20 protein-coding genes are annotated in these 18,127 nt (G+C 52.8%); 18 read left to right on the top strand and 2 right to left on the bottom strand.

What is annotated here, in order from left to right; translation table 11 throughout:
- Positions 1–168 precede the first annotated feature (168 nt).
- The 5 genes from spo0A to EDM60_RS21885 all read left to right on the top strand — a co-directional run bounded on the left by spo0A (position 169) and on the right by EDM60_RS21885 (position 4,044).
- A complete protein-coding gene (gene spo0A / locus EDM60_RS21860; RefSeq protein WP_005827306.1) occupies positions 169–957 on the top strand; it encodes a sporulation transcription factor Spo0A in 789 nt (262 codons plus the stop codon).
- Between the two features lie 365 nt (positions 958–1,322).
- Complete coding sequence (locus EDM60_RS21865) at positions 1,323–1,694, top strand: hypothetical protein (RefSeq protein WP_122965853.1); 372 nt, start codon at positions 1,323–1,325, stop codon at positions 1,692–1,694.
- A gap of 590 nt (positions 1,695–2,284) precedes the next feature.
- Positions 2,285–2,512, top strand: a complete 228-nt coding sequence (locus EDM60_RS21875; RefSeq protein ID WP_122965855.1) for a hypothetical protein — start codon at positions 2,285–2,287, stop codon at positions 2,510–2,512.
- 94 nt (positions 2,513–2,606) lie between these two features.
- Complete coding sequence (locus EDM60_RS21880) at positions 2,607–3,185, top strand: beta-class carbonic anhydrase (protein ID WP_122965856.1); 579 nt, start codon at positions 2,607–2,609, stop codon at positions 3,183–3,185.
- Complete coding sequence (locus tag EDM60_RS21885) at positions 3,154–4,044, top strand: metallophosphoesterase (protein ID WP_122965857.1); 891 nt, start codon at positions 3,154–3,156, stop codon at positions 4,042–4,044. Before EDM60_RS21880 ends, EDM60_RS21885 begins: the two co-directional genes overlap by 32 nt.
- Here the strand turns inward: EDM60_RS21885 and EDM60_RS21890 are convergent.
- A complete protein-coding gene (locus EDM60_RS21890) occupies positions 4,038–4,904 on the bottom strand; it encodes a LysR family transcriptional regulator (protein ID WP_122965858.1) in 867 nt (288 codons plus the stop codon). The two genes, EDM60_RS21885 and EDM60_RS21890, sit on opposite strands and share 7 nt — an antisense overlap.
- Before the next feature lie 97 nt (positions 4,905–5,001).
- Between EDM60_RS21890 and EDM60_RS21895 the strand changes: the two genes are divergently transcribed.
- The 8 genes from EDM60_RS21895 (at position 5,002) to EDM60_RS21930 (ending at position 10,635) form a co-directional block, all read left to right on the top strand.
- Positions 5,002–5,787, top strand: a complete 786-nt coding sequence (locus EDM60_RS21895) for a class I SAM-dependent methyltransferase (RefSeq protein ID WP_122965859.1) — start codon at positions 5,002–5,004, stop codon at positions 5,785–5,787.
- A gap of 1 nt (position 5,788) precedes the next feature.
- Positions 5,789–6,163, top strand: coding sequence for a VOC family protein (locus EDM60_RS21900; RefSeq protein ID WP_122965860.1), 375 nt, complete (start codon positions 5,789–5,791; stop codon positions 6,161–6,163).
- A gap of 1 nt (position 6,164) precedes the next feature.
- Positions 6,165–6,956, top strand: coding sequence for a class I SAM-dependent methyltransferase (locus EDM60_RS21905; protein ID WP_122965861.1), 792 nt, complete (start codon positions 6,165–6,167; stop codon positions 6,954–6,956).
- A 121-nt stretch (positions 6,957–7,077) separates the two neighbouring features.
- Positions 7,078–7,254 (top strand): DUF2759 family protein, encoded by a 177-nt coding sequence (locus EDM60_RS21910; protein ID WP_122965862.1) that lies wholly within the window; start codon positions 7,078–7,080, stop codon positions 7,252–7,254.
- A gap of 111 nt (positions 7,255–7,365) precedes the next feature.
- Positions 7,366–8,538 carry a putative cytokinetic ring protein SteA gene (gene steA, locus EDM60_RS21915; RefSeq protein WP_122965863.1) on the top strand — a complete coding sequence of 391 codons (1,173 nt, stop codon included), beginning with the start codon at positions 7,366–7,368 and terminating at the stop codon, positions 8,536–8,538.
- Between the two features lie 9 nt (positions 8,539–8,547).
- The gene (locus tag EDM60_RS21920) at positions 8,548–9,105 is read left to right on the top strand and encodes a copper transporter (RefSeq protein WP_122965864.1); all 558 of its coding nucleotides are present in this window, start codon (positions 8,548–8,550) and stop codon (positions 9,103–9,105) included.
- Positions 9,092–9,775, top strand: a complete 684-nt coding sequence (locus EDM60_RS21925) for a glycosyltransferase family 2 protein (protein ID WP_122965865.1) — start codon at positions 9,092–9,094, stop codon at positions 9,773–9,775. The genes EDM60_RS21920 and EDM60_RS21925 overlap by 14 nt, the downstream gene beginning before the upstream one ends.
- On the top strand, positions 9,772–10,635 hold the full coding sequence (locus EDM60_RS21930; RefSeq protein ID WP_122965896.1) for a UbiA prenyltransferase family protein: 864 nt from the start codon (positions 9,772–9,774) through the stop codon (positions 10,633–10,635). Before EDM60_RS21925 ends, EDM60_RS21930 begins: the two co-directional genes overlap by 4 nt.
- A 41-nt stretch (positions 10,636–10,676) precedes the next feature.
- Here EDM60_RS21930 and EDM60_RS21935 read toward each other — a convergent pair whose 3' ends face one another.
- The gene (locus EDM60_RS21935) at positions 10,677–10,937 is read right to left on the bottom strand and encodes a DUF2627 domain-containing protein (RefSeq protein ID WP_063226857.1); all 261 of its coding nucleotides are present in this window, start codon (positions 10,935–10,937) and stop codon (positions 10,677–10,679) included.
- A gap of 173 nt (positions 10,938–11,110) precedes the next feature.
- On the opposite strand from EDM60_RS21935, the gene EDM60_RS21940 reads away from it, so the two are divergent.
- The 5 genes from EDM60_RS21940 to EDM60_RS21960 all read left to right on the top strand — a co-directional run bounded on the left by EDM60_RS21940 (position 11,111) and on the right by EDM60_RS21960 (position 18,118).
- Entirely contained in the window at positions 11,111–13,186 is a 2,076-nt protein-coding gene (locus EDM60_RS21940) for a sigma 54-interacting transcriptional regulator (RefSeq protein WP_122965866.1), read from the top strand.
- A gap of 209 nt (positions 13,187–13,395) precedes the next feature.
- Positions 13,396–14,487 (top strand): Glu/Leu/Phe/Val dehydrogenase dimerization domain-containing protein, encoded by a 1,092-nt coding sequence (locus tag EDM60_RS21945; RefSeq protein ID WP_063226859.1) that lies wholly within the window; start codon positions 13,396–13,398, stop codon positions 14,485–14,487.
- A gap of 202 nt (positions 14,488–14,689) precedes the next feature.
- On the top strand, positions 14,690–16,111 hold the full coding sequence (gene lpdA / locus EDM60_RS21950) for a dihydrolipoyl dehydrogenase (protein ID WP_122965867.1): 1,422 nt from the start codon (positions 14,690–14,692) through the stop codon (positions 16,109–16,111).
- A gap of 17 nt (positions 16,112–16,128) precedes the next feature.
- On the top strand, positions 16,129–17,121 hold the full coding sequence (locus EDM60_RS21955; RefSeq protein ID WP_063226861.1) for a thiamine pyrophosphate-dependent dehydrogenase E1 component subunit alpha: 993 nt from the start codon (positions 16,129–16,131) through the stop codon (positions 17,119–17,121).
- A gap of 13 nt (positions 17,122–17,134) precedes the next feature.
- Positions 17,135–18,118 (top strand): alpha-ketoacid dehydrogenase subunit beta, encoded by a 984-nt coding sequence (locus EDM60_RS21960; protein WP_063226862.1) that lies wholly within the window; start codon positions 17,135–17,137, stop codon positions 18,116–18,118.
- The last annotated feature ends 9 nt before the right edge of the window (positions 18,119–18,127 follow it).

The raw sequence follows: 18,127 nt of genomic DNA on the forward strand, positions 1-18,127 counted from the left end.
ATATCAGTAAAATCATTCAATCTTTCGTCATAGGCAGGAATGAATATGCCTTTGTCGAATTATTTTTCTCAGAGAAAAAGATGGTATGGACTTATCGTTTGTAGAAATGAAAACCTCTAGAACGCCACCTTCTTTCCAAAAGACCGTCCATTGTTAGGAGGAACGACCTTGAGCAAGATTGAAGTGTTGTTGGCAGATGATAACCGAGAATTTGTAAGCCTGTTAGAAGAGTATATCAGCAGCCAGTATGACATGAACGTCATTGGCGTCGCGTACAACGGCAATGAAGTTGTGCGTTTGCTGCAGGAGCGAGTACCGGATGTACTGATTTTGGACATTATCATGCCCCACTTGGATGGCCTCGCCGTCCTGGAGCAAATCCAAGCTATGCGGTTAAGCCCGCAGCCCAAAATTATTATGCTGACAGCATTCGGACAGGAAGAGATTACGAAAAAAGCGGTTGAACTGGGAGCTGCCTACTACATCCTCAAGCCGTTTGACATGGAGGTTCTTGCGCAGCGCATTCGCCAGATCATCACAACGAAGCCAGCCTCCTCCTTCGTCACATCGGTGAAGCCACAGTCCACCCTGCAAGTGCGGGGCCGCAACCTGGACGCCAGCATTACGAGCATCATCCACGAAATCGGAGTGCCCGCACACATCAAAGGTTATTTGTATTTGCGCGAAGCGATCACGATGGTGTACAACGATGTCGAGCTGCTCGGTTCGATCACAAAAGTCCTGTACCCGGACATCGCCAAAAAATTCAACACAACGGCAAGCCGCGTAGAACGCGCCATCCGCCACGCAATCGAAGTCGCCTGGTCCCGCGGGAATCTTGACTCTATTTCCAGCCTGTTTGGATACACGATTTCGAACACGAAGGCGAAGCCGACCAACAGCGAGTTTATTGCGATGGTCGCGGATAAGTTAAGGATTGAGGCGAAGATTAGTTAGGGATAGAAATATCGCGGGTTTGAGTCACATGGAGTATTATCCCACCTTCTCGATTAGGTAGGTGTAATCAACGAATTTTTCAGATGTAGTCCATCGGCTCATTTGAACGAAATGTAAAATACAAAAAGGACACTAGCACATACCAGCTAGTGTCTTTTTGTATGGATTGGACGAAAATATATTTGGCCATTTTGTAATTCTTCAACAAGTCGAAGGTTGTGGAAATCTTTGGTATGATGAGAAGGGGGAGTTAATTCAAAGAGTTCTCAGATTATTTAACTTGCCTGACTCACTCAATACTTGCGCAAGCAAAAAGCAAGATAAAACGATGACTTGATTCAATTTGAAAATGAGGAGCCCAGCAAATGGAGCGCAAATTACTAGGTCAAGTAGGAGTAGACTCAGGTCAATTGGTTATTATCGATCCGCGTTACATTGAGAGTGAATGGAAAAGAACAGGGTCAATTCTTGGTGTTGATTATTGGGGCCAGGCACAAGAAAAAATTTATAGACTGTTAAAAGACGATGGAATTGAGTCAGAAAAGCTTGGTGGAAAATATCGGGTAATGACAGAAGAGGCTGAAACCCTTATTAAAAAAATCGAGTTTTTAGCAAAAGACATGAAACAGTTGAATAAGAATATTGACGGTTGGGGAAAGCGAATTGTCAAAGTGGAAATAGAGTTAGTGGATGATGAGTATCTTCAAAAAATAAATGAGCATTTCGGAATCAAATAAAAACAAATTTTCAATAGAAAAGGAAGAGAGTATCTATGTATGTCAATTCTGTAGAAGAGGCCATTTTCAAAGTGAAAACGGTAGGGGAATGCAAGATAAACGATAAGTTTTTACTCCCATCCGTGATTGATCAACTGAACCGACTAGGTATTAAGCATGATATCCAGCATACTTCTTTAGATTGGACAATTAAGGGCAAATGAAAAACATAAATAAGCCACAAAGCGAGGTGCCAAATGGAAAACCCAAAAGAACAGTGCCCAAAATGCGGGTGCAGTGAGATCGGAAAAGGGAAACCGTCCGGGGATGCGAGAATATTCCCCGTAGACAAGTTTTTTGTTCTCGGTTCTCTCATCACTTATCACATATGTACGGGCTGCGGCTATGTCATTGAAAGTTACGTTGAAAATCCGGCTAAATTTAAAAAGTAAAATGGTTCATGAAAAAATAAACGCCAAGCTGGCCGCACCAGAACTCGGCGTTTTTGTTCTTTTCAAAAAACAATTACAGCACCATGGATAATCCTGTAAAATATATACTAGAAATCAAACAAACCATCCCCAAAAACGTATCCCCAAAAAGGAGCAAACATGGCAACCTACTTCCCTACCATCGTCCTGCTGCTCGGTGTGATCGTCACGATCTTTACCGTGAAATTTCCCGCCTATCGCCAATTGACCCTGATCAGCGGAGGAGCATTGTCCTGCGTCGTTGTGATGATCAAGCCCGATTTTTGGCCGCTGGGCCTTGGACTGCTCATCGTCACCTACCTTGTGGAAGGTTGGAAGCTCTACCGGAACAGGAACAAAGGAAAATAATCCGCCGCGAACTGCCGCAGTCGCTTGAACGACACGAAGAAGTATGTACAATAGAAAACATACAACCCACTAAAAGCGAGGAAGGTGTTGCAACATGCGCAATTTAGATGAAATTCTCGCATTTAACCGTGATTTTGTAGCGAATCGTGAGTATGAAAAATACCAGACAACCAAGTTTCCCGACAAACGCTTGGTAGTTCTCTCCTGCATGGACACGCGTCTGGAGGAGTTGCTGCCGAAGGCCATGAACATGCGCAACGGCGACATCAAGCACGTAAAGAGCGCGGGGGCGATCGTATCGCATCCGTTTGGAAGTATTATGCGCAGTATTCTTGTGGCGATTTATGAACTGAATGCCGAGGAAGTGATCGTCGTCGGCCATTACGACTGTGGGATGAGCGCCATCGACAGCAAGCGCACCATGGCGAAGATGCTGGAAAAAGGCGTTTCTGAGCAGACTTTCTCTACGCTGCAACACGCAGGAATCAATCTGCACAAATGGCTCCACGGGTTCGACCGGGTGGAGGACAGCGTGAGAAACAGCGTGGAGACGATTAAAAAGCATCCGCTGCTGCCAGCCAATGTCGATGTCCACGGATTGCTGATCGATCCGGCGACAGGCCGCCTGGATGTTGTGGTGAATGGCTACGAGCGAACGGAAGCTAGTGAATGATCCCAAGCTTGTCACGGTCTCACGGCGGACCTTTTTACAACGATCGATGAAGTGGCTGGGTGGCTTGATTGGAGTCGGTCTGGCTGCTGGTACATACGGATATGCATGGGAGCGAACCTGGCTGCAAATCGAGCGGATGACACTCCGACTGCCCAGACTGCCAGACGCCTTTAGCGGCTGCAAGCTGATCCAGTTCAGCGACGCGCATCTGGGACACTATTTCAAGCCGGAGCAACTGCAAGGCATTGTCGACCTGATCATGCGCGAGCAGCCGGATATCATTTGCTTTACGGGCGATATTGTCGATGAAGAGACGCGCCCCTTTTTTGCCGCTATCCCCATCCTGGCGCAGCTTCAGGCGCCGATGGGGAAGTTTGCGGTATTGGGCAACCACGATTACCGGGCGGGTCAGCAGCACGGGATTCGCCAAGGGTGGATATCTGCCGGGTTTGCAGTGTTGGACAACCGCAATGTGGCTATTCGCCAAAAGGCAGACACCTTGTACATAGCGGGAATAGACGATGCTCTAAATGGCGTGCCGGATTTGCCGAAAGCGCTGATCGGGATTCCCGAGGGAAGCAGCGTAATTTTGCTCGCCCATGAGCCGGATGTAGCGGACGAAGCCGCGTTGTATCCGATTGATTTGCAATTGTCTGGACATAGCCACGGCGGGCAGGTGCGACTGCCTTTTGTCGGGCATGTCTTGACGCCCAAGCTTGCGAACAAATACGTCAACGGCTTGTATCTCGCGGGCGAAAGCGAAATGCAAGTCTATGTGAACAGAGGGCTGGGCACGACGATTTTGCCTGTCCGGTTTTTGTGCAGGCCCGAGCTGACCGTGTTGACTTTGCATCAATAAGCATCTTTGATCCATTGGACGAATTGCTGAAAAGCGTCGTCCTCTTTTTTTTGATGCAAATAGGCGATGAGCGTCGGGCGCTGCAAAGTTCCTTCTGCTATATCGTGGGCGACCAGTCTGCCTTCCTCTACCTCGCGCAAAATGGTTCGCTTCGGCAGCATCGTGATTCCGAGCTGGCGTTCGACCATTTTTTTGACGGCGCTGAAGCTGTCCAGCTCCATGATGACGTTTGGAAAAATGCTGTTGCGCGCCAGAAAATGGTCGATGCGCTGGCGATAGGGGGCGGTATGGTTGCCGAACAAAATCATCTCCTGCGACCCCCAGCCGGAAAAGCCGGGAAAATGATTGGCCCAAGGATGCTCGGGCGACATGACGAGCAAAATCCGGTCGCTGGGCAAAAACTCCTGGTGGATGTGCGGGTGATACATTTCGCTGCCGAGAAAGGCGATATCGGCTGTTCCGGTCAAGAGGGCGCTGAGTGATTCTTCGTACAGCGTAGAGCGCACGTAACAGGTGAAACCGGGATTGGCCTGGCGGTATTCGCCGATCAGGCGGGGAAGCTCGTAGGCGACAAATGCTTTTCCGGCGACGATCGTCATCGACTGGGCTTGCTCCTTTTGTTCGATGAAAGAACGCATCTGCTCGACGATCGAGGCGGCAACAGGCAGCAATCTGCGGCCTTCTCCGGTCAGACTTACGCCAGAGGCGGTTCGCACAAACAGCGGACTGCCGATTTGCCGTTCCAACTGCTTGAGCCGATGGGTCAAAGTAGATTGGGCCAGAAACAGCGCCTGTGCAGCCCGATTGATGGACCCGTGGTGGGCGATGGTCAAAAACACTTCCAAACTTTCTTTGTCCACGAATGCCCCTCCTATCTAAAAACTCGATAACTGGTTATCAGTATTCTATAACAAAACCGCCAACGATTGGAATAGAATACAAGCAGGAGGTGGAACGATGGATAGAAGCGATGAAGTAAAACACGCGGTACAAGAGCAATTCGGCAAAAATGCGCAGCAGTATGTAGAAAGCAAGACACACGCCCAAGGGGATGACTTGCAACTTTTGGTGCAATGGCTCACTCCGCAGACAAGCTGGAAGGTACTCGACATCGCCACAGGTGGCGGACATGTCGCCCGGACGCTTGCGCCGCACGTTGCGCAAGTAGTGGCAACGGATCTGACGCGCCCTATGCTTGCAGCGGCGGCACAAGCCAACCAGGCGGAAAAAAACATTTTGTACGTCCAGGCTGACGCGGAGTCGCTGCCGTTTCTGAACGAGTCGTTCGATCTGGTCACTTGCCGGATCGCGGCTCACCATTTCCCCGACCCGAACGCTTTTGTCCGGGAAGTCAGTCGCGTGCTGCGACCGGGCGGCTGGTTCCTTTTTATCGACAACGTTTCCCCGGAAGCAAACGAGCTGGCAAGCTTCGTGAACCTTGTCGAGCAAACACGCGATCCGAGCCACGTTCGCTGCCTTTCTGTCACGGAGTGGAGAGAGCTGCACAGCGCGCATGATTTTGTTGAGTGCAAGCAACGGCTACGCAAAAAGCCATTTGCCTTTTTGCCGTGGGTGCAAAGAACGTCCGAGTCGCCCGAGCAAGAAAAAGCCGTGGAGCAGATGCTGCTTGCTGCCCCGAAAGACATCCAAGCTTATGTAGGATTGCAGATCGAGCAAGGAAGAGTCATGACCTACCAGATTGACGAATGGATGGTCATGTGCCAAAAACAGGGAGGAACATAATATGACACAAACATTTGAATGGGTAGGATTGGATCACATTCAGCTCGCAGCGCCACCGGGAGCCGAGGAGGAGGCGCGGCGCTTTTTCACCGGATTGCTCGGGATGCCGGAAGTGCCCAAGCCGGAAAAGCTTCGGGCGCGGGGAGGAGCCTGGTTTCGCTGTGGAGCGCAGTTGATTCACCTCGGGATTGAACAAGGTTTTATTCCCGCGAAAAAGGCGCATCCTGCCTTTGTTGTGCAAAATATTGAAGCGCTGATCGCCCACTTGGAAAAAGCAGGCGTCCCGCTCCGGCTCGACGACGAGATTCCTGGACTGATCCGCTTTTTCACCGAAGATCCATTCGGCAACCGATTGGAGTTCATGGAGGCGAAGTAGCATGAAAATGGATTTCCACGCGAGAGAAAACAAAGAAAGCTATACAGGCAGAGCGGCAGACGACACATGGGCGAGCACGATGCTCTCCATCGTCGACCCTTTGCAAAAACGGGTGGTCGATCTTGGCTGCGGTGGCGGCATTTACAGCAAGGCATGGGCAAAGCTGGGGGCAGGCAGCGTCACAGGAGTCGACTTTTCGCAGGTCATGCTGGAAGCGGCGCAAAAAGAGTGCGCAGACGAACCGGGCATCTCGTTTGTCCATGGTGACGCCCTGCACACAGGACTGCCGGAGCGAAGCGCGGATATTGTTTTTGCCAGAGCGCTCATCCACCATCTTGACGATCTGAACGGATTTTTCGCCGAGGTGAAGCGCATCCTCGCACCTGACGGAATCTGCCTGATCCAAGATCGGACGCTGGAAGACTGTGCTGTTCCGGCTTCGCCTGAGCACTTGCGCGGCTATTTTTTCGAGCAATTCCCGCGCCTGCTGGAAGTGGAGGCACAACGGCGACCAAAAGAACAGCAAGTAAGGCAAGCCATGCAGCAGGCAGGGCTGGAGCAAATCCAGATGCGTTCGCTGTGGGAGGTCAGGCGTGTGTATGACGACATCGCTGTTTTGCAGGCCGATTTGCGCTCGCGCAAAGGCCGTTCCTTGCTGCATGAATTGACAGACGGCGAGCTGGAGCAACTGATTTCCGCTATTTCCGCGAAAATGGCAGGACAACAACCGATTTATGAACAAGACCGCTGGAGCATCTGGATAGGCAAAAACATTTGTGGCACAATAAAATAAAGGAATTGTGAATTTGTTTGTCACAAATTTGGATATGCTTGTCTCTTAATAGGCAAGGAGATATAATAATATTGCCATTGTATTATCGGTTAGCGTCATCATGGTGAAGGAGTTGTCGTACATGAAGATTGTGTTGTTTGATTTCCTGATGTTCGTCTTCACGTTCTTTATTGCTTGGGGCTGTCTTAACTCGATCAAGGCGAAGAACAAATTCGCGATCGGATTTGGCGTGGTTTCGCTGGTAGTATTCCTGTTTGCTGACGGCTTGATTATTTACTACATAACCAAGGGAGCCTAGTCGACCAGGCCAGCGTTTCCGCCAGAAGAGAGGTTGTGCGATACATGCACAACCTCTTTTTTGCATGCTCCGAGGAAATTTTTAGCATACTAATGGCTGGAGGTGGAAAAGATGGGCAAGCGAAAAAGCCGCGGTTTTCTTACCTATACGGGAGTGATTGCTGCGGATCGAAAAACGAAGCAGCTTTGCAAACGGCTCCACCCCCACCAGATCGCTGTCATCGATCATCCGGATGTGGATGAAATGGCGGCGCGATCGCTATTGGAAGCGGGAACGCGGGTGATTGTCAATCTTGCCCCTTTTATGACCGGGCAGTATCCAGCCGAAGGAGCGCGATTGTTGCTTGGCGCGGGCGTGGCTTTGTTTGAGGCAGAGTCCGATTCAGCCCAGCCGATCCCGACAGCCTGGGAAGCGTGGGACGGCCAGGATGCCGCGATCCGCGATGGCCGGCTGGAATTGCGGCGAGAAGCGCAATGGGAAATGGCGCTGCCGCTTCGCGAAGTAAGAATGGACGTCGTGGTCAGCAAATGGGCCGAGGCGCAAAGCAGACTGGACGACACCCTTTCTTTATTTATAGATAACACGCTGCTTTACGCGCAAAAAGAAAAAGACTTGTTTCTGAAGCCGCTGCACGCCACGCCGCTGAAAACGCCATTGGAAAAAAAGCATGTCGTGGTCGTTGTGCGCGGCAAGCACTACAGGGAAGACTTGCAGACGCTCTCGTCGTACATCCGCGAATACGATCCGGTTTTGATCGGAGTCGACGGTGGCGCGGACGCGCTGTTGCAATCGGGGTACAAGCCCGACCTGATCGTAGGCGATATGGACAGCATCTCTGATAAAGCTTTGCAATGCGGTGCAGAAATCGTTGTGCATGCCTATGTGGACGGCACTGCGCCGGGGAAAGCGCGAGTCGAGCGGCTGGGGATGGCTCACCACGTGCTACCTGCTCCGGGGACAAGCGAAGATGTCGCCATGCTTTTGGCCTACGAAAATCAGGCCGAGCTGATTGTGACGATCGGGGCGCATACGAACATGATTGATTTTCTGGAAAAGGGACGCAAAGGGATGGCGAGCACGCTTTTGGTGCGGACGAAAATCGGACCGAGGCTGATCGACGCCAAAGGGGTCAGTCAGCTGTACCAGCCTTCCGGGTCGTGGAAGCTGTGGGGCTGGTGTCTCGCTGCGATGCTTTTGCCCGTTACGGCAGCCTTGATGGTCAATCCGATTGCCCGCCACGCTGCCCAAATGCTCTGGACGCAATGGCGGACATGGGCTTTCTAAGGAGGCGCTATGATTTCTTTCCGGCATCACCTGATTACACTGGCTGCTGTATTCATCGCTCTCGGAGTCGGTATCCTGCTGGGCGGAACAGCGGGACATCCCTGGTTTTCCCAGGGCGCTCAGGAAATTTTGCTGAAAATGGAGGCGAAGTACGACCGGGCACTCAAAAGCAACCAGGACTTGAAACAGCAAATCAATCGGCTGCTTCAGGAAGTCGAGCAACGCAACGAGGAAGCCGTCCACATGATGGCGATGCGCTACGGCAATGAATTGGGAGGAAAAAAGGTATACGTCTGGCAGGAGGGCGACAAGGAAGCCCGGCCTATTACCCGCTTGATGCGCGCCATGGGGGTTGAGGTTGTTCCTTACGAGCAGGGCAAGTCGTGGGAAGACGGTTTGTTGCTCGTCGTTGCCAAGCAGCCGCCGCCATGGCTGCAACAGGGGGCGACAGCAGGGAAATGGCTGCTGGTCGAGCAAGTGCCGGACTCGGTCGGCAAGCAGTGGGCCTTGCTGGAAAAAATGCAGCAGCGACTGACGGAAATGAGGGTAGCGCGTGAAAAAAGTTAGCGTCATCATTCCGGCCTATAACGAAGCAGAGGAGATTGGCGTTACGCTGCGGGCGATTCGCGAACGCTTCTTTTGCGATGAGCTGATCGTCGTGGACGACGGCAGCGAGGATGAGACAGCGACCTTGGCCAAAAAATGGGCAGATACGGTGATATCCCACCCGTACAACCTGGGCAAAGGGGCGGCTGTCCAACTGGGCTGGCAGCACGCGCGTGGCGATGTGATCATGCTTTTGGATGGAGACTTGCGGGAAAGTGCTGCCGAGGCTGAGCATTTGCTCCCTCCGCTTTTGGCTGACGCCTGCGACATGACCGTGGCGATTTTGCCGCCGCCCAAGCAAAAGGCCGGGATGGGCCTGGCAAAAGGGCTCGCTCATCAAGGGATCAAATGGCTGACCGGCTTTGAAGCGCGAGCGCCCTTGTCCGGGCAAAGAGCCATGCGCCGCGACTTGCTGGCCCATCTCGGCAAAGTCGACAAAGGCTTTGGCATCGAGGTCGGGCTTACAGTCGATGCGTTGCGCGCAGGATACCGCATTCACGAAGTGCCCGTCTTGTTTCAGCATCGGGAAACAGGCAACGACTGGCAAGGCTACGCTCATCGCGGCAAAGAATTTGTGGCAATCGGCAGGACGTTGTGCCGAAAGTGGTGGGAGGGAAAAGCTTGGAGATGAAGGTCGTCCTCGGGCTTGCGCTCGCTCTAGGCTTGCCGCTCGCCTGGCATCGCCCGTTGCTCGCGTTTTTTTCGCGGTTTCTGTTGAACCAGGGCATGACTCGATTCAATTACGCCGGAGAACAAGTGCTTACGGCGGGAGGATTGATGCTCGTAGCAAGCATGCTGCTGACAACAGTCGTCCAGCTTGGTTTTATGAGGTGGCGAGGCGCTTTCAGCCCTGTGCTGCTGCACGGCGTTCTTCTTGCTTGCGGAATGGCGGCAATGGCTTGCTGGGGCTGGATCGACGACCGCTCCAACGATGGCACGACAAAAGGCTTTCGCGGTCATTTTCGCGTCTTGTGGCAAGAAAGGCGAGTGACCAGCGGCATGTGGAAGCTGATCGGCGGAGGGCTTACCGCAGTGGCTGTCTCACTCTTCCTCACCAGCGACATTTTCGCCTGGCTGGTCGCCTGCGGCTTGCTGGCGATTTCTCCGAACATCCTCAACTTGTTTGACCTAAGACCGGGGCGGGCGATCAAAGTGTATTGGCTGCTCGTCTGCATGGCGATCGCTGTCGGGGTGCTTGCGGCGACGTCAGAGGAGGCGTTGTTTGTCTGGCTGTTCCTGCTGCCACTTCTCGTAGCCAGCGTCCTGTTGTTTCCGCACGACGCAGGAGGCAGGATGATGCTCGGGGATACCGGGGCAAATGCGCTTGGATTTTCCATCGGCTATTTGTATGTGACGACCGTACCGCTTTTGTGGCAAGTGACATTTCTCGCCGGGTTCGTGACGTTGCAGGTTGCGGCGGAGTTTGTGTCCTTTTCGCGGGTCATTGAACGACAGGCGTGGTTGCGCAGGCTGGATGAGTGGGGGAGATGAGCGGGGCATTAAAAAAACAGGCAGATCATTACCTGCCTGTTCTACTCGTCGTCTTCTGGCTCGCGAATCATAAAGCGGGGCTGAACCCGATTTTTTTTTCGTTCATGGTGTAAAATGAAGCCCGCAATAAACAAAATAGGGATGACCAGAGCAAGCACGCCGAGGATCAGTTGACCCCACATGAAACCCACATCGGGTGCCGTGGAATAAAAGAAAGCATCACGGATCAGCTTGATTCCGTACATGGCAATCGCAGCCGGAATGACCATGATTAAAAGGGCAATGACTTTCTGTACGATCACTGGTGGTTCACACCTTTCTCTCTCATTTCTTCATCATAGCGAATGCCTGGTTGCTTGTCCACAAGTCCGTGTGTGCACACGAGCGAGCGCACGTTAGGGAGAAGAGCCTGTCCATCAACGGTTTGTTGCAGTACAATGGTAACGAGTAAGATGAAAAGTGAGGGGTCTAGCGCATGCACAAGCTGCTTATAGTAGGTGCTGGACGAGGCGGAACGGCTCTGTTGCGGATGCTGAACCAGATGGACAGGCTGAAAATTGTAGCCGTAGTGGATCATCGGCCTGACGCTCCCGGAATTGCCCTGGCGAAATCGTTTGGAATCAAGGTCGATACGGATTATCGGCCTTATTTGGACGACGAGCTGGACGTCATTTTGGAAGCGACGGGCGACTTGAACGAATACGAGCACCTCAGGCAGCTAAAGCAGGACAAGACGGTGCTCATCCCAGGGACCTTTACGAGAATTGTCATGCGGCTCATTCGCGAGCGTGACAAGCTGATTGCCGTCATGATGCAAAACCAGCGGGAGCGGGAAACGATGCTCGACTCCACGCACGATGCGATTATCGGGGTCAATCGGCAAGGCATTATCACGTTGTTCAACAAAGCGGCAGAACGCTTGATGGACATTGAAGCAAGCGAAGTGCTGGATACAAAAGTATCCGAGCGTATACCCAACACCAGACTACATATTGTATTAGAGACGGGCTGTCCTGAACTGAATCAGGAGCAGATTTTGCCCAATCAGACGAGAATCATTACGAACCGCGTTCCCGTGCGAAACGACAAGGGAGAAGTAGTGGGAGCCGTAGCGATTTTCCGCGACATTACCGAGGTCATGGCGCTGGCGGAGGAAGTGACCGATCTGAAAGAATTGCAAAGCATGCTGCAAGCGATTATTCAGTCTTCCGACGAAGCGATTTCTGTCGTGGATCAAAACGGCATCGGTCTGTTAATCAACCCGGCCTACACGAGACTGACCGGGCTTTCGCCGGACGATATTATCGGCAAGCCGGCTACAGTCGATATCTCCGAAGGCGACAGCATGCACATGCAAGTGTTGAAGACGAAGCGGCCTGTCAGGGGCGTGCCGATGAAGCTCGGCCCCAAGCGCAAGGACGTCGTGGTGAACGTCGCTCCGGTCGTGGTTGATGGCGAGTTGAAAGGCAGCGTCGGGGTCATTCACGACGTATCCGAGTTCAAGCGGCTGACCGAGGAGCTGGAAAAAGCGAGACGGATCATCCGAACGCTGGAGGCGAAATACAGCTTCGCAGATATTATCGGCTACAGCGAACAGATGAAAAGCGCCATCGAGCAAGCAAAAAAGGCGGCGTTGACGCCAGCCACCGTGCTGCTGCGTGGCGAATCCGGCACGGGTAAGGAACTGTTTGCCCACGCGATCCACAACGCGAGCGAGCGCAAGTACAACCAGTTTATCCGCGTCAACTGCGCAGCGATCTCCGAAAGCTTGCTGGAGAGCGAGCTGTTCGGCTACGAGGAAGGGGCTTTCACGGGTGCGAGGCGCGGCGGCAAGCGCGGATTGTTCGAGGAAGCAAGCGGAGGCACGATATTTTTAGACGAAATCGGTGAGCTGTCCATGGGGATGCAGGTCATGCTTTTGCGCGTCCTGCAAGAGCGCGAAGTCGTCCGGGTCGGCGGTACGAAACCGATCAACATCGATGTCCGGGTGATCGCAGCCACGCATGTGAATCTCGAAGCGGCGATAGGAGCCGGGAAATTTCGGGAAGACTTGTACTATCGCCTGCATGTGGTGCCCATCCACATTCCTCCGCTCAGACAGCGCCTGGAAGACATCAAGCCGATTGCGATGTACTTGCTGCGCAAGGCGAATCTGGAATACGGCCGCAATGTCGAGGAGCTGCACGAAGAAACGTTGCAAATGCTGTTGTCCTATCATTGGCCGGGCAATGTGCGGGAGCTGGAGAACGTTTTGGGCAGGGCGATGATACATATGCGCATCAATGAGCGCACCATTTTGCCTGAGCATTTGCCCCCGCTGGAGCGGAAAATAAGCCATGCCCGCCAGGAAGCAGAAGTGACGGCAAGCTCCACAGGGAAAACATTGAAGCAAGCGATGGAGGAAGCAGAACGTCAGCATATCATCCGGGAGCTGGCTGCGGCCAAAGGGAACCGGACCGTGGCGGCGAAGCGGTTGGGAATTGCCATTCGCAGTTTGTATTACAAGATGGAAAAATTGGGAATCATGGATGAGCAGGAAGAAAGAAATTAAGTGTGCAATTTTTTGCATGCAAATTCCTGCGCGACCATGCAAAAACATGCACACTTGACGGATGGAGATTTCATCCACGTCCCTAATAATAAAGCGCTTTCAAAACGCAGAGGGTGTTGGCATGACTTTTGCATAAACTGCTTGACGGGAAATTCTCCACACGGAGCCCACTGTTAACCCAGAAGAATGAGACTAGGGAGGTTTCTTCATTGAACATCTTTGACTACATGCAAAAGTACGACTACGAGCAACTGGTATTTTGCCAAGACGAAAATTCCGGTTTGAAAGCAATCATTTGCATTCATGATACGACACTCGGACCAGCATTGGGCGGCACGCGCATGTGGCCGTACAAAACCGAAGAAGAAGCGATCATCGACGTACTGCGTCTCGGTCGCGGCATGACTTACAAAAATGCTGCTGCTGGCCTCAATATCGGCGGCGGTAAAGCCGTGATCATCGGAGATCCGCGCCAGCATAAAAGTGAAGAGCTGTTCCGCGCATTCGGCCGCTACATCCAAGGTCTGAATGGCCGTTACATCACAGCAGAAGACGTAGGTACGACTGTTGCTGACATGGACATGATCCACCTGGAAACAGACTACGTAACAGGCGTTTCTCCTGCATTCGGCTCCAGCGGCAACCCGTCTCCGGTAACAGCTTACGGGGTATATCGCGGTATGAAGGCATCTGCGAAGCTCGCTTTCGGATCTGATTCCTTGTCCGGCCGTGTCGTTGCTGTACAAGGTGTAGGAAACGTGGCATACAACCTGTGCCGCCACCTGCATGAGGAAGGCGCACACCTGATCGTAACCGACATCAATGAAGAAAACGTAAACCGCGCTGTCAACGATTTCGGAGCAAAAGCAGTTGGCGTCAACGACATCTTTGGCGTAGAGTGCGACATCTTCTCTCCTTGCGCGCTTGGTGCGATCATCAACGACGACACCATTCCGCTGTTGAAAGCAAAAGTAATTGCCGGTGCGGCGAACAACCAGCTGAAAGAAGAGCGTCACGGCGATCAAATCCACGAAATGGGTCTGATCTATGCGCCAGACTATGTGATCAACGCAGGCGGCGTTATCAACGTGGCTGACGAACTGCAAGGCTACAACCGCGAGCGCGCCCTGAAAAAAGTAGAAACCATCTACGACACGATCTTGAAAGTGTACGAAATTGCTGAGCGCGACGGCATGCCATCCTACAAGGCGGCTGACCGCATGGCAGAAGAGCGCATTGCCAGCGTGGGCAAATCCCGCAACACTTTCCTGCAAAACGGAAAAACGGTTTACCACCGCTAATCGTTCTTAAATGAAACCATTCCCCTGCTCCCGCTCTTTCTTTTTCTCGATGAATGGGCGGTCAGGGGGTACATATCCTCTGTTCTTAGAATATTCTCATTCTCATAAAAACGTAGGCAAACGCCACAAAAGAGCAGCAACCAGCTTTTTCGACTGTCTTCGCCAATGCGTGAAGGCGCTTCTATGAAAGGAGAGCTCAAGCATGTCACAAGAATTTGATCTGGTCGTTCTCGGTGGAGGAACCGGCGGCTATGTAGCAGCGATCCGTGCGTCCCAGTTGGGAATGAAAGTCGCGATTGTGGAAAAAGAAAAGCTGGGTGGAACGTGCCTGCATCGCGGCTGCATTCCGTCCAAAGCGCTTTTGCGCAGCGCAGAAGTATTTTCGACCTTGAAGGAAGCGGACAAATACGGTGTATCGGCAGGCGCGGTTGGCTATGATTTCAGCAAAATCCAGGAGCGCAAGCAAGGCATTATCGACCAACTTCATAAAGGGATTCAATACTTGATGAAAAAAGGCAGCATCACGATTTTCGAAGGCTTCGGCCGCGTGATGGGGCCATCCATCTTTTCGCCGCAAGCAGGTGCTGTCCGCATTGAAAAAGAAAACGGCGATCAGGAAATGATCGTGCCGCGCTTTTTGCTGCTCGCGACGGGTTCCCGCCCGCGTACGCTTCCTGGGCTGGTCATTGACGGCTCTTATGTAGTGACGAGCGACGAGGCACTCCAGTGGGAACAGCTGCCGAAGTCGGTCGTGATCGTCGGAGGCGGCGTGATCGGAATCGAGTGGGCGTCCATGCTGAACGACTTTGGCGTCGATGTGACGATTGTCGAGTACGCAGATCGCATTTTGCCATTCGAAGACGAAGAAGTGAGCAAGGAACTGGCTCGCTTGCTGAAAAAACGCAAAGTCAACATCGTCACAGGGGCGAAGGTGCTTCCCGAGACGCTGGAAAAAGGCGAGGGCAAAGTCAGCATTTCGGCTGAGACGAAAAACGGCGTCGACCGTTTTGAAGCAGAAAAAGTTCTCGTCTCGGTAGGCCGCCAAGCCAATGTAGAAAACATCGGCCTCGAAGCGACCGAGATCAAGATCGAGCGTGGAGTCGTCGTGGTCAACGAACATTTCCAGACGGCAGAATCGCATATATATGCCATTGGCGATGTGATTGGCGGCTTGCAGCTGGCTCACGTTGCTTCGCACGAAGGAATTTTGGCTGTCGAGCACATGGCTGGGCTGAATCCGCATCCGCTCGATTACACGAAGGTTCCCAAATGCACGTACAGCCGTCCGGAAGTGGCGAATGTCGGCTTGACGGAAAAAGAGGCGCGCGAGCAAGGCTTTGAAGTAAAGGTAGGCAAATTCAGCTTCAAGCCATTGGGCAAGGCACTGATCCATGGCGAGAATGACGGCTTTGTGAAGTTGGTCGTTGATGCCAAAACGAATGATTTGCTAGGGGTTCACATGATCGGTACGCACGTGACCGACATGATCTCCGAGGCGGGCTTGGCCCGGGTACTGGATGCGACGCCATGGGAGATTGGACAGACCATCCATCCGCATCCATCTCTCTCAGAGGCGATTATGGAAGCGGCATTGGCCGTCGATGGAAAAGCGATTCACAATTAGCAAGGAGGGTATCCACAATGACAACCAAACGGCATGAACAAGTTGGTTTGACAGATGCGCAAGTTCTGGACATGTACTATTACATGCTGCTCGCGCGAAAAATTGACGAACGCCAGTGGCTGTTGAATCGGGCGGGCAAAGTGCCATTCGTCATTTCCTGCCAGGGTCAGGAGGCAGCACAGGTAGGAGCAGCTTTCGCTCTGGAGACGGACAAAGACTTCTTGTGCCCGTACTATCGCGATCTCGGCCTGGTGCTGGTATTTGGTCAGACTGCCCGTGATTGCATGCTCTCCGCTTTTGCCAAAGCAGAAGATCCGAACAGTGGCGGCCGCCAAATGCCTGGTCACTTCGGCGGTAAAAAATACAACATCCTGACAGGTTCCAGCCCGGTTACGACCCAAGTGCCGCATGCGGTGGGCATGGCCTTGGCAGGCAAAATGCAAAACAAAGATTTTGTCGTGTACACCTCTTTCGGGGAAGGCTCCAGCAACCAGGGGGATTTCCACGAGGGTGCCAACTTTGCGGGCGTGCACAAGCTCCCGGTCATCTTTTTCTGTGAAAACAACAAGTACGCTATCTCTGTTCCATTGAAGAAGCAACTGGCTTGCGAAAGCGTGGCGGACCGCGCTCTTGGCTACGGCTTCCCGGGTGTCAGCGTAGACGGCAACGATCCGATTGAAGTGTATCGCGTCATGAAGGAAGCTGTTGATCGCGCTCGTCGCGGTGAAGGAGCAACCTTGATCGAAGCGGTCATGTACCGTCTGGTTCCCCATTCGAGTGACGACGACGACCGCGTCTATCGCACGCGTGAAGAAGTCGAAGAAGCGAAGAAAAAAGATCCGTTGATCGTTTTCGCGGCTTACTTGAGAGAAATCGGCTTGCTCGATGAAAATACAGAAGCGGATATGCTGGCTCGTGTGCAGCTGGAAGTGGACGAAGCGACCGAGTATGCGGAAAACGCACCATATCCGACACCTGAATCGACATTGACTCACGTATACGGGAACTAAGGGGGGATCTTTCATGGCAGTCATTTCGTTTATTGATGCGATTACGATGGCGATGCGGGAAGAAATGCGTCGCGATCCCAATGTGTTTATTCTTGGAGAAGACGTAGGGGTACGCGGTGGCGTATTCCGTGCGACCAATGGATTGATTGATGAATTTGGCGAGGAGCGCGTGATTGATACTCCGCTGGCTGAATCGGCGATTGTCGGGGTAGGGATCGGGGCGGCTGCTTACGGCATGCGGCCGATTGCGGAAATCCAGTTTGCCGACTTCATCATGCCAGCCGTCAACCAGATTGTCAGCGAAGCGGCGAAGATGCGCTACCGTTCCAACAACGACTGGAATTGCCCGCTCACGATCCGGGCTCCATTCGGCGGCGGCGTGCACGGCGCTCTCTATCACTCGCAGTCGGTGGAAGCGATGTTTACGAATATCCCTGGGCTGAAAGTGGTGGCTCCGTCCACCCCTTACGATGCAAAAGGCTTGCTCAAAGCGGCGATCCGCGACGAGGACCCGGTTCTCTTTTTCGAGCACAAGCGTTGCTATCGCCTGATCAAAGGCGAAGTGCCTGAGCACGACTATGTCCTGCCGATCGGAAAAGCGGACGTCAAGCGTGAAGGTACGGACATTACGGTTATTTCTTACGGGCTCGCCCTGCACTTCTGCCTGCAAGCAGCCGAGAAGCTCGCACAGGAAGGTATCAGCGCGCATGTTCTCGACTTGCGCACCTTGTACCCATTGGATAAGGAAGCGATTGCAGAAGCTGCCTCCAAGACCGGAAAAGTGCTGATCGTGCACGAAGACAACAAAGAGGGCGGAGTCGGCGGAGAGGTGGCGGCGATCGTTGCCGAGCATTGCCTGTTCGATCTCGATGCTCCAATCAAACGTCTGTGCGGACCGGATGTACCTGCAATGCCGTACAGTCCTCCGATGGAGAAATTTTTCATGCTGAATCCGGATAAAGTGTTGGAAGCAATGCGCGAGTTGGCCAACTTTTAAAGGCGAGGA

Origin of the sequence: Brevibacillus parabrevis (assembly GCF_003710905.1) — a bacterium.
In the GTDB taxonomy this organism is placed as follows: domain Bacteria; phylum Bacillota; class Bacilli; order Brevibacillales; family Brevibacillaceae; genus Brevibacillus; species Brevibacillus parabrevis.

Coding starts and splice junctions, on each gene's coding strand:
- EDM60_RS21955 (WP_063226861.1), top strand. CDS start 16,129: ATGACAACCAAACGGCATGAACAAGTTGGTTTGACAGATGCGCAAGTT.
- EDM60_RS21910 (WP_122965862.1), top strand. CDS start 7,078: ATGAAGATTGTGTTGTTTGATTTCCTGATGTTCGTCTTCACGTTCTTT.
- EDM60_RS21895 (WP_122965859.1), top strand. CDS start 5,002: ATGGATAGAAGCGATGAAGTAAAACACGCGGTACAAGAGCAATTCGGC.
- EDM60_RS21920 (WP_122965864.1), top strand. CDS start 8,548: ATGATTTCTTTCCGGCATCACCTGATTACACTGGCTGCTGTATTCATC.
- steA (WP_122965863.1), top strand. CDS start 7,366: ATGGGCAAGCGAAAAAGCCGCGGTTTTCTTACCTATACGGGAGTGATT.
- EDM60_RS21940 (WP_122965866.1), top strand. CDS start 11,111: ATGCACAAGCTGCTTATAGTAGGTGCTGGACGAGGCGGAACGGCTCTG.
- EDM60_RS21960 (WP_063226862.1), top strand. CDS start 17,135: ATGGCAGTCATTTCGTTTATTGATGCGATTACGATGGCGATGCGGGAA.
- EDM60_RS21905 (WP_122965861.1), top strand. CDS start 6,165: ATGAAAATGGATTTCCACGCGAGAGAAAACAAAGAAAGCTATACAGGC.
- EDM60_RS21880 (WP_122965856.1), top strand. CDS start 2,607: ATGCGCAATTTAGATGAAATTCTCGCATTTAACCGTGATTTTGTAGCG.
- EDM60_RS21900 (WP_122965860.1), top strand. CDS start 5,789: ATGACACAAACATTTGAATGGGTAGGATTGGATCACATTCAGCTCGCA.
- EDM60_RS21885 (WP_122965857.1), top strand. CDS start 3,154: ATGGCTACGAGCGAACGGAAGCTAGTGAATGATCCCAAGCTTGTCACG.
- EDM60_RS21875 (WP_122965855.1), top strand. CDS start 2,285: ATGGCAACCTACTTCCCTACCATCGTCCTGCTGCTCGGTGTGATCGTC.
- EDM60_RS21930 (WP_122965896.1), top strand. CDS start 9,772: ATGAAGGTCGTCCTCGGGCTTGCGCTCGCTCTAGGCTTGCCGCTCGCC.
- lpdA (WP_122965867.1), top strand. CDS start 14,690: ATGTCACAAGAATTTGATCTGGTCGTTCTCGGTGGAGGAACCGGCGGC.
- EDM60_RS21865 (WP_122965853.1), top strand. CDS start 1,323: ATGGAGCGCAAATTACTAGGTCAAGTAGGAGTAGACTCAGGTCAATTG.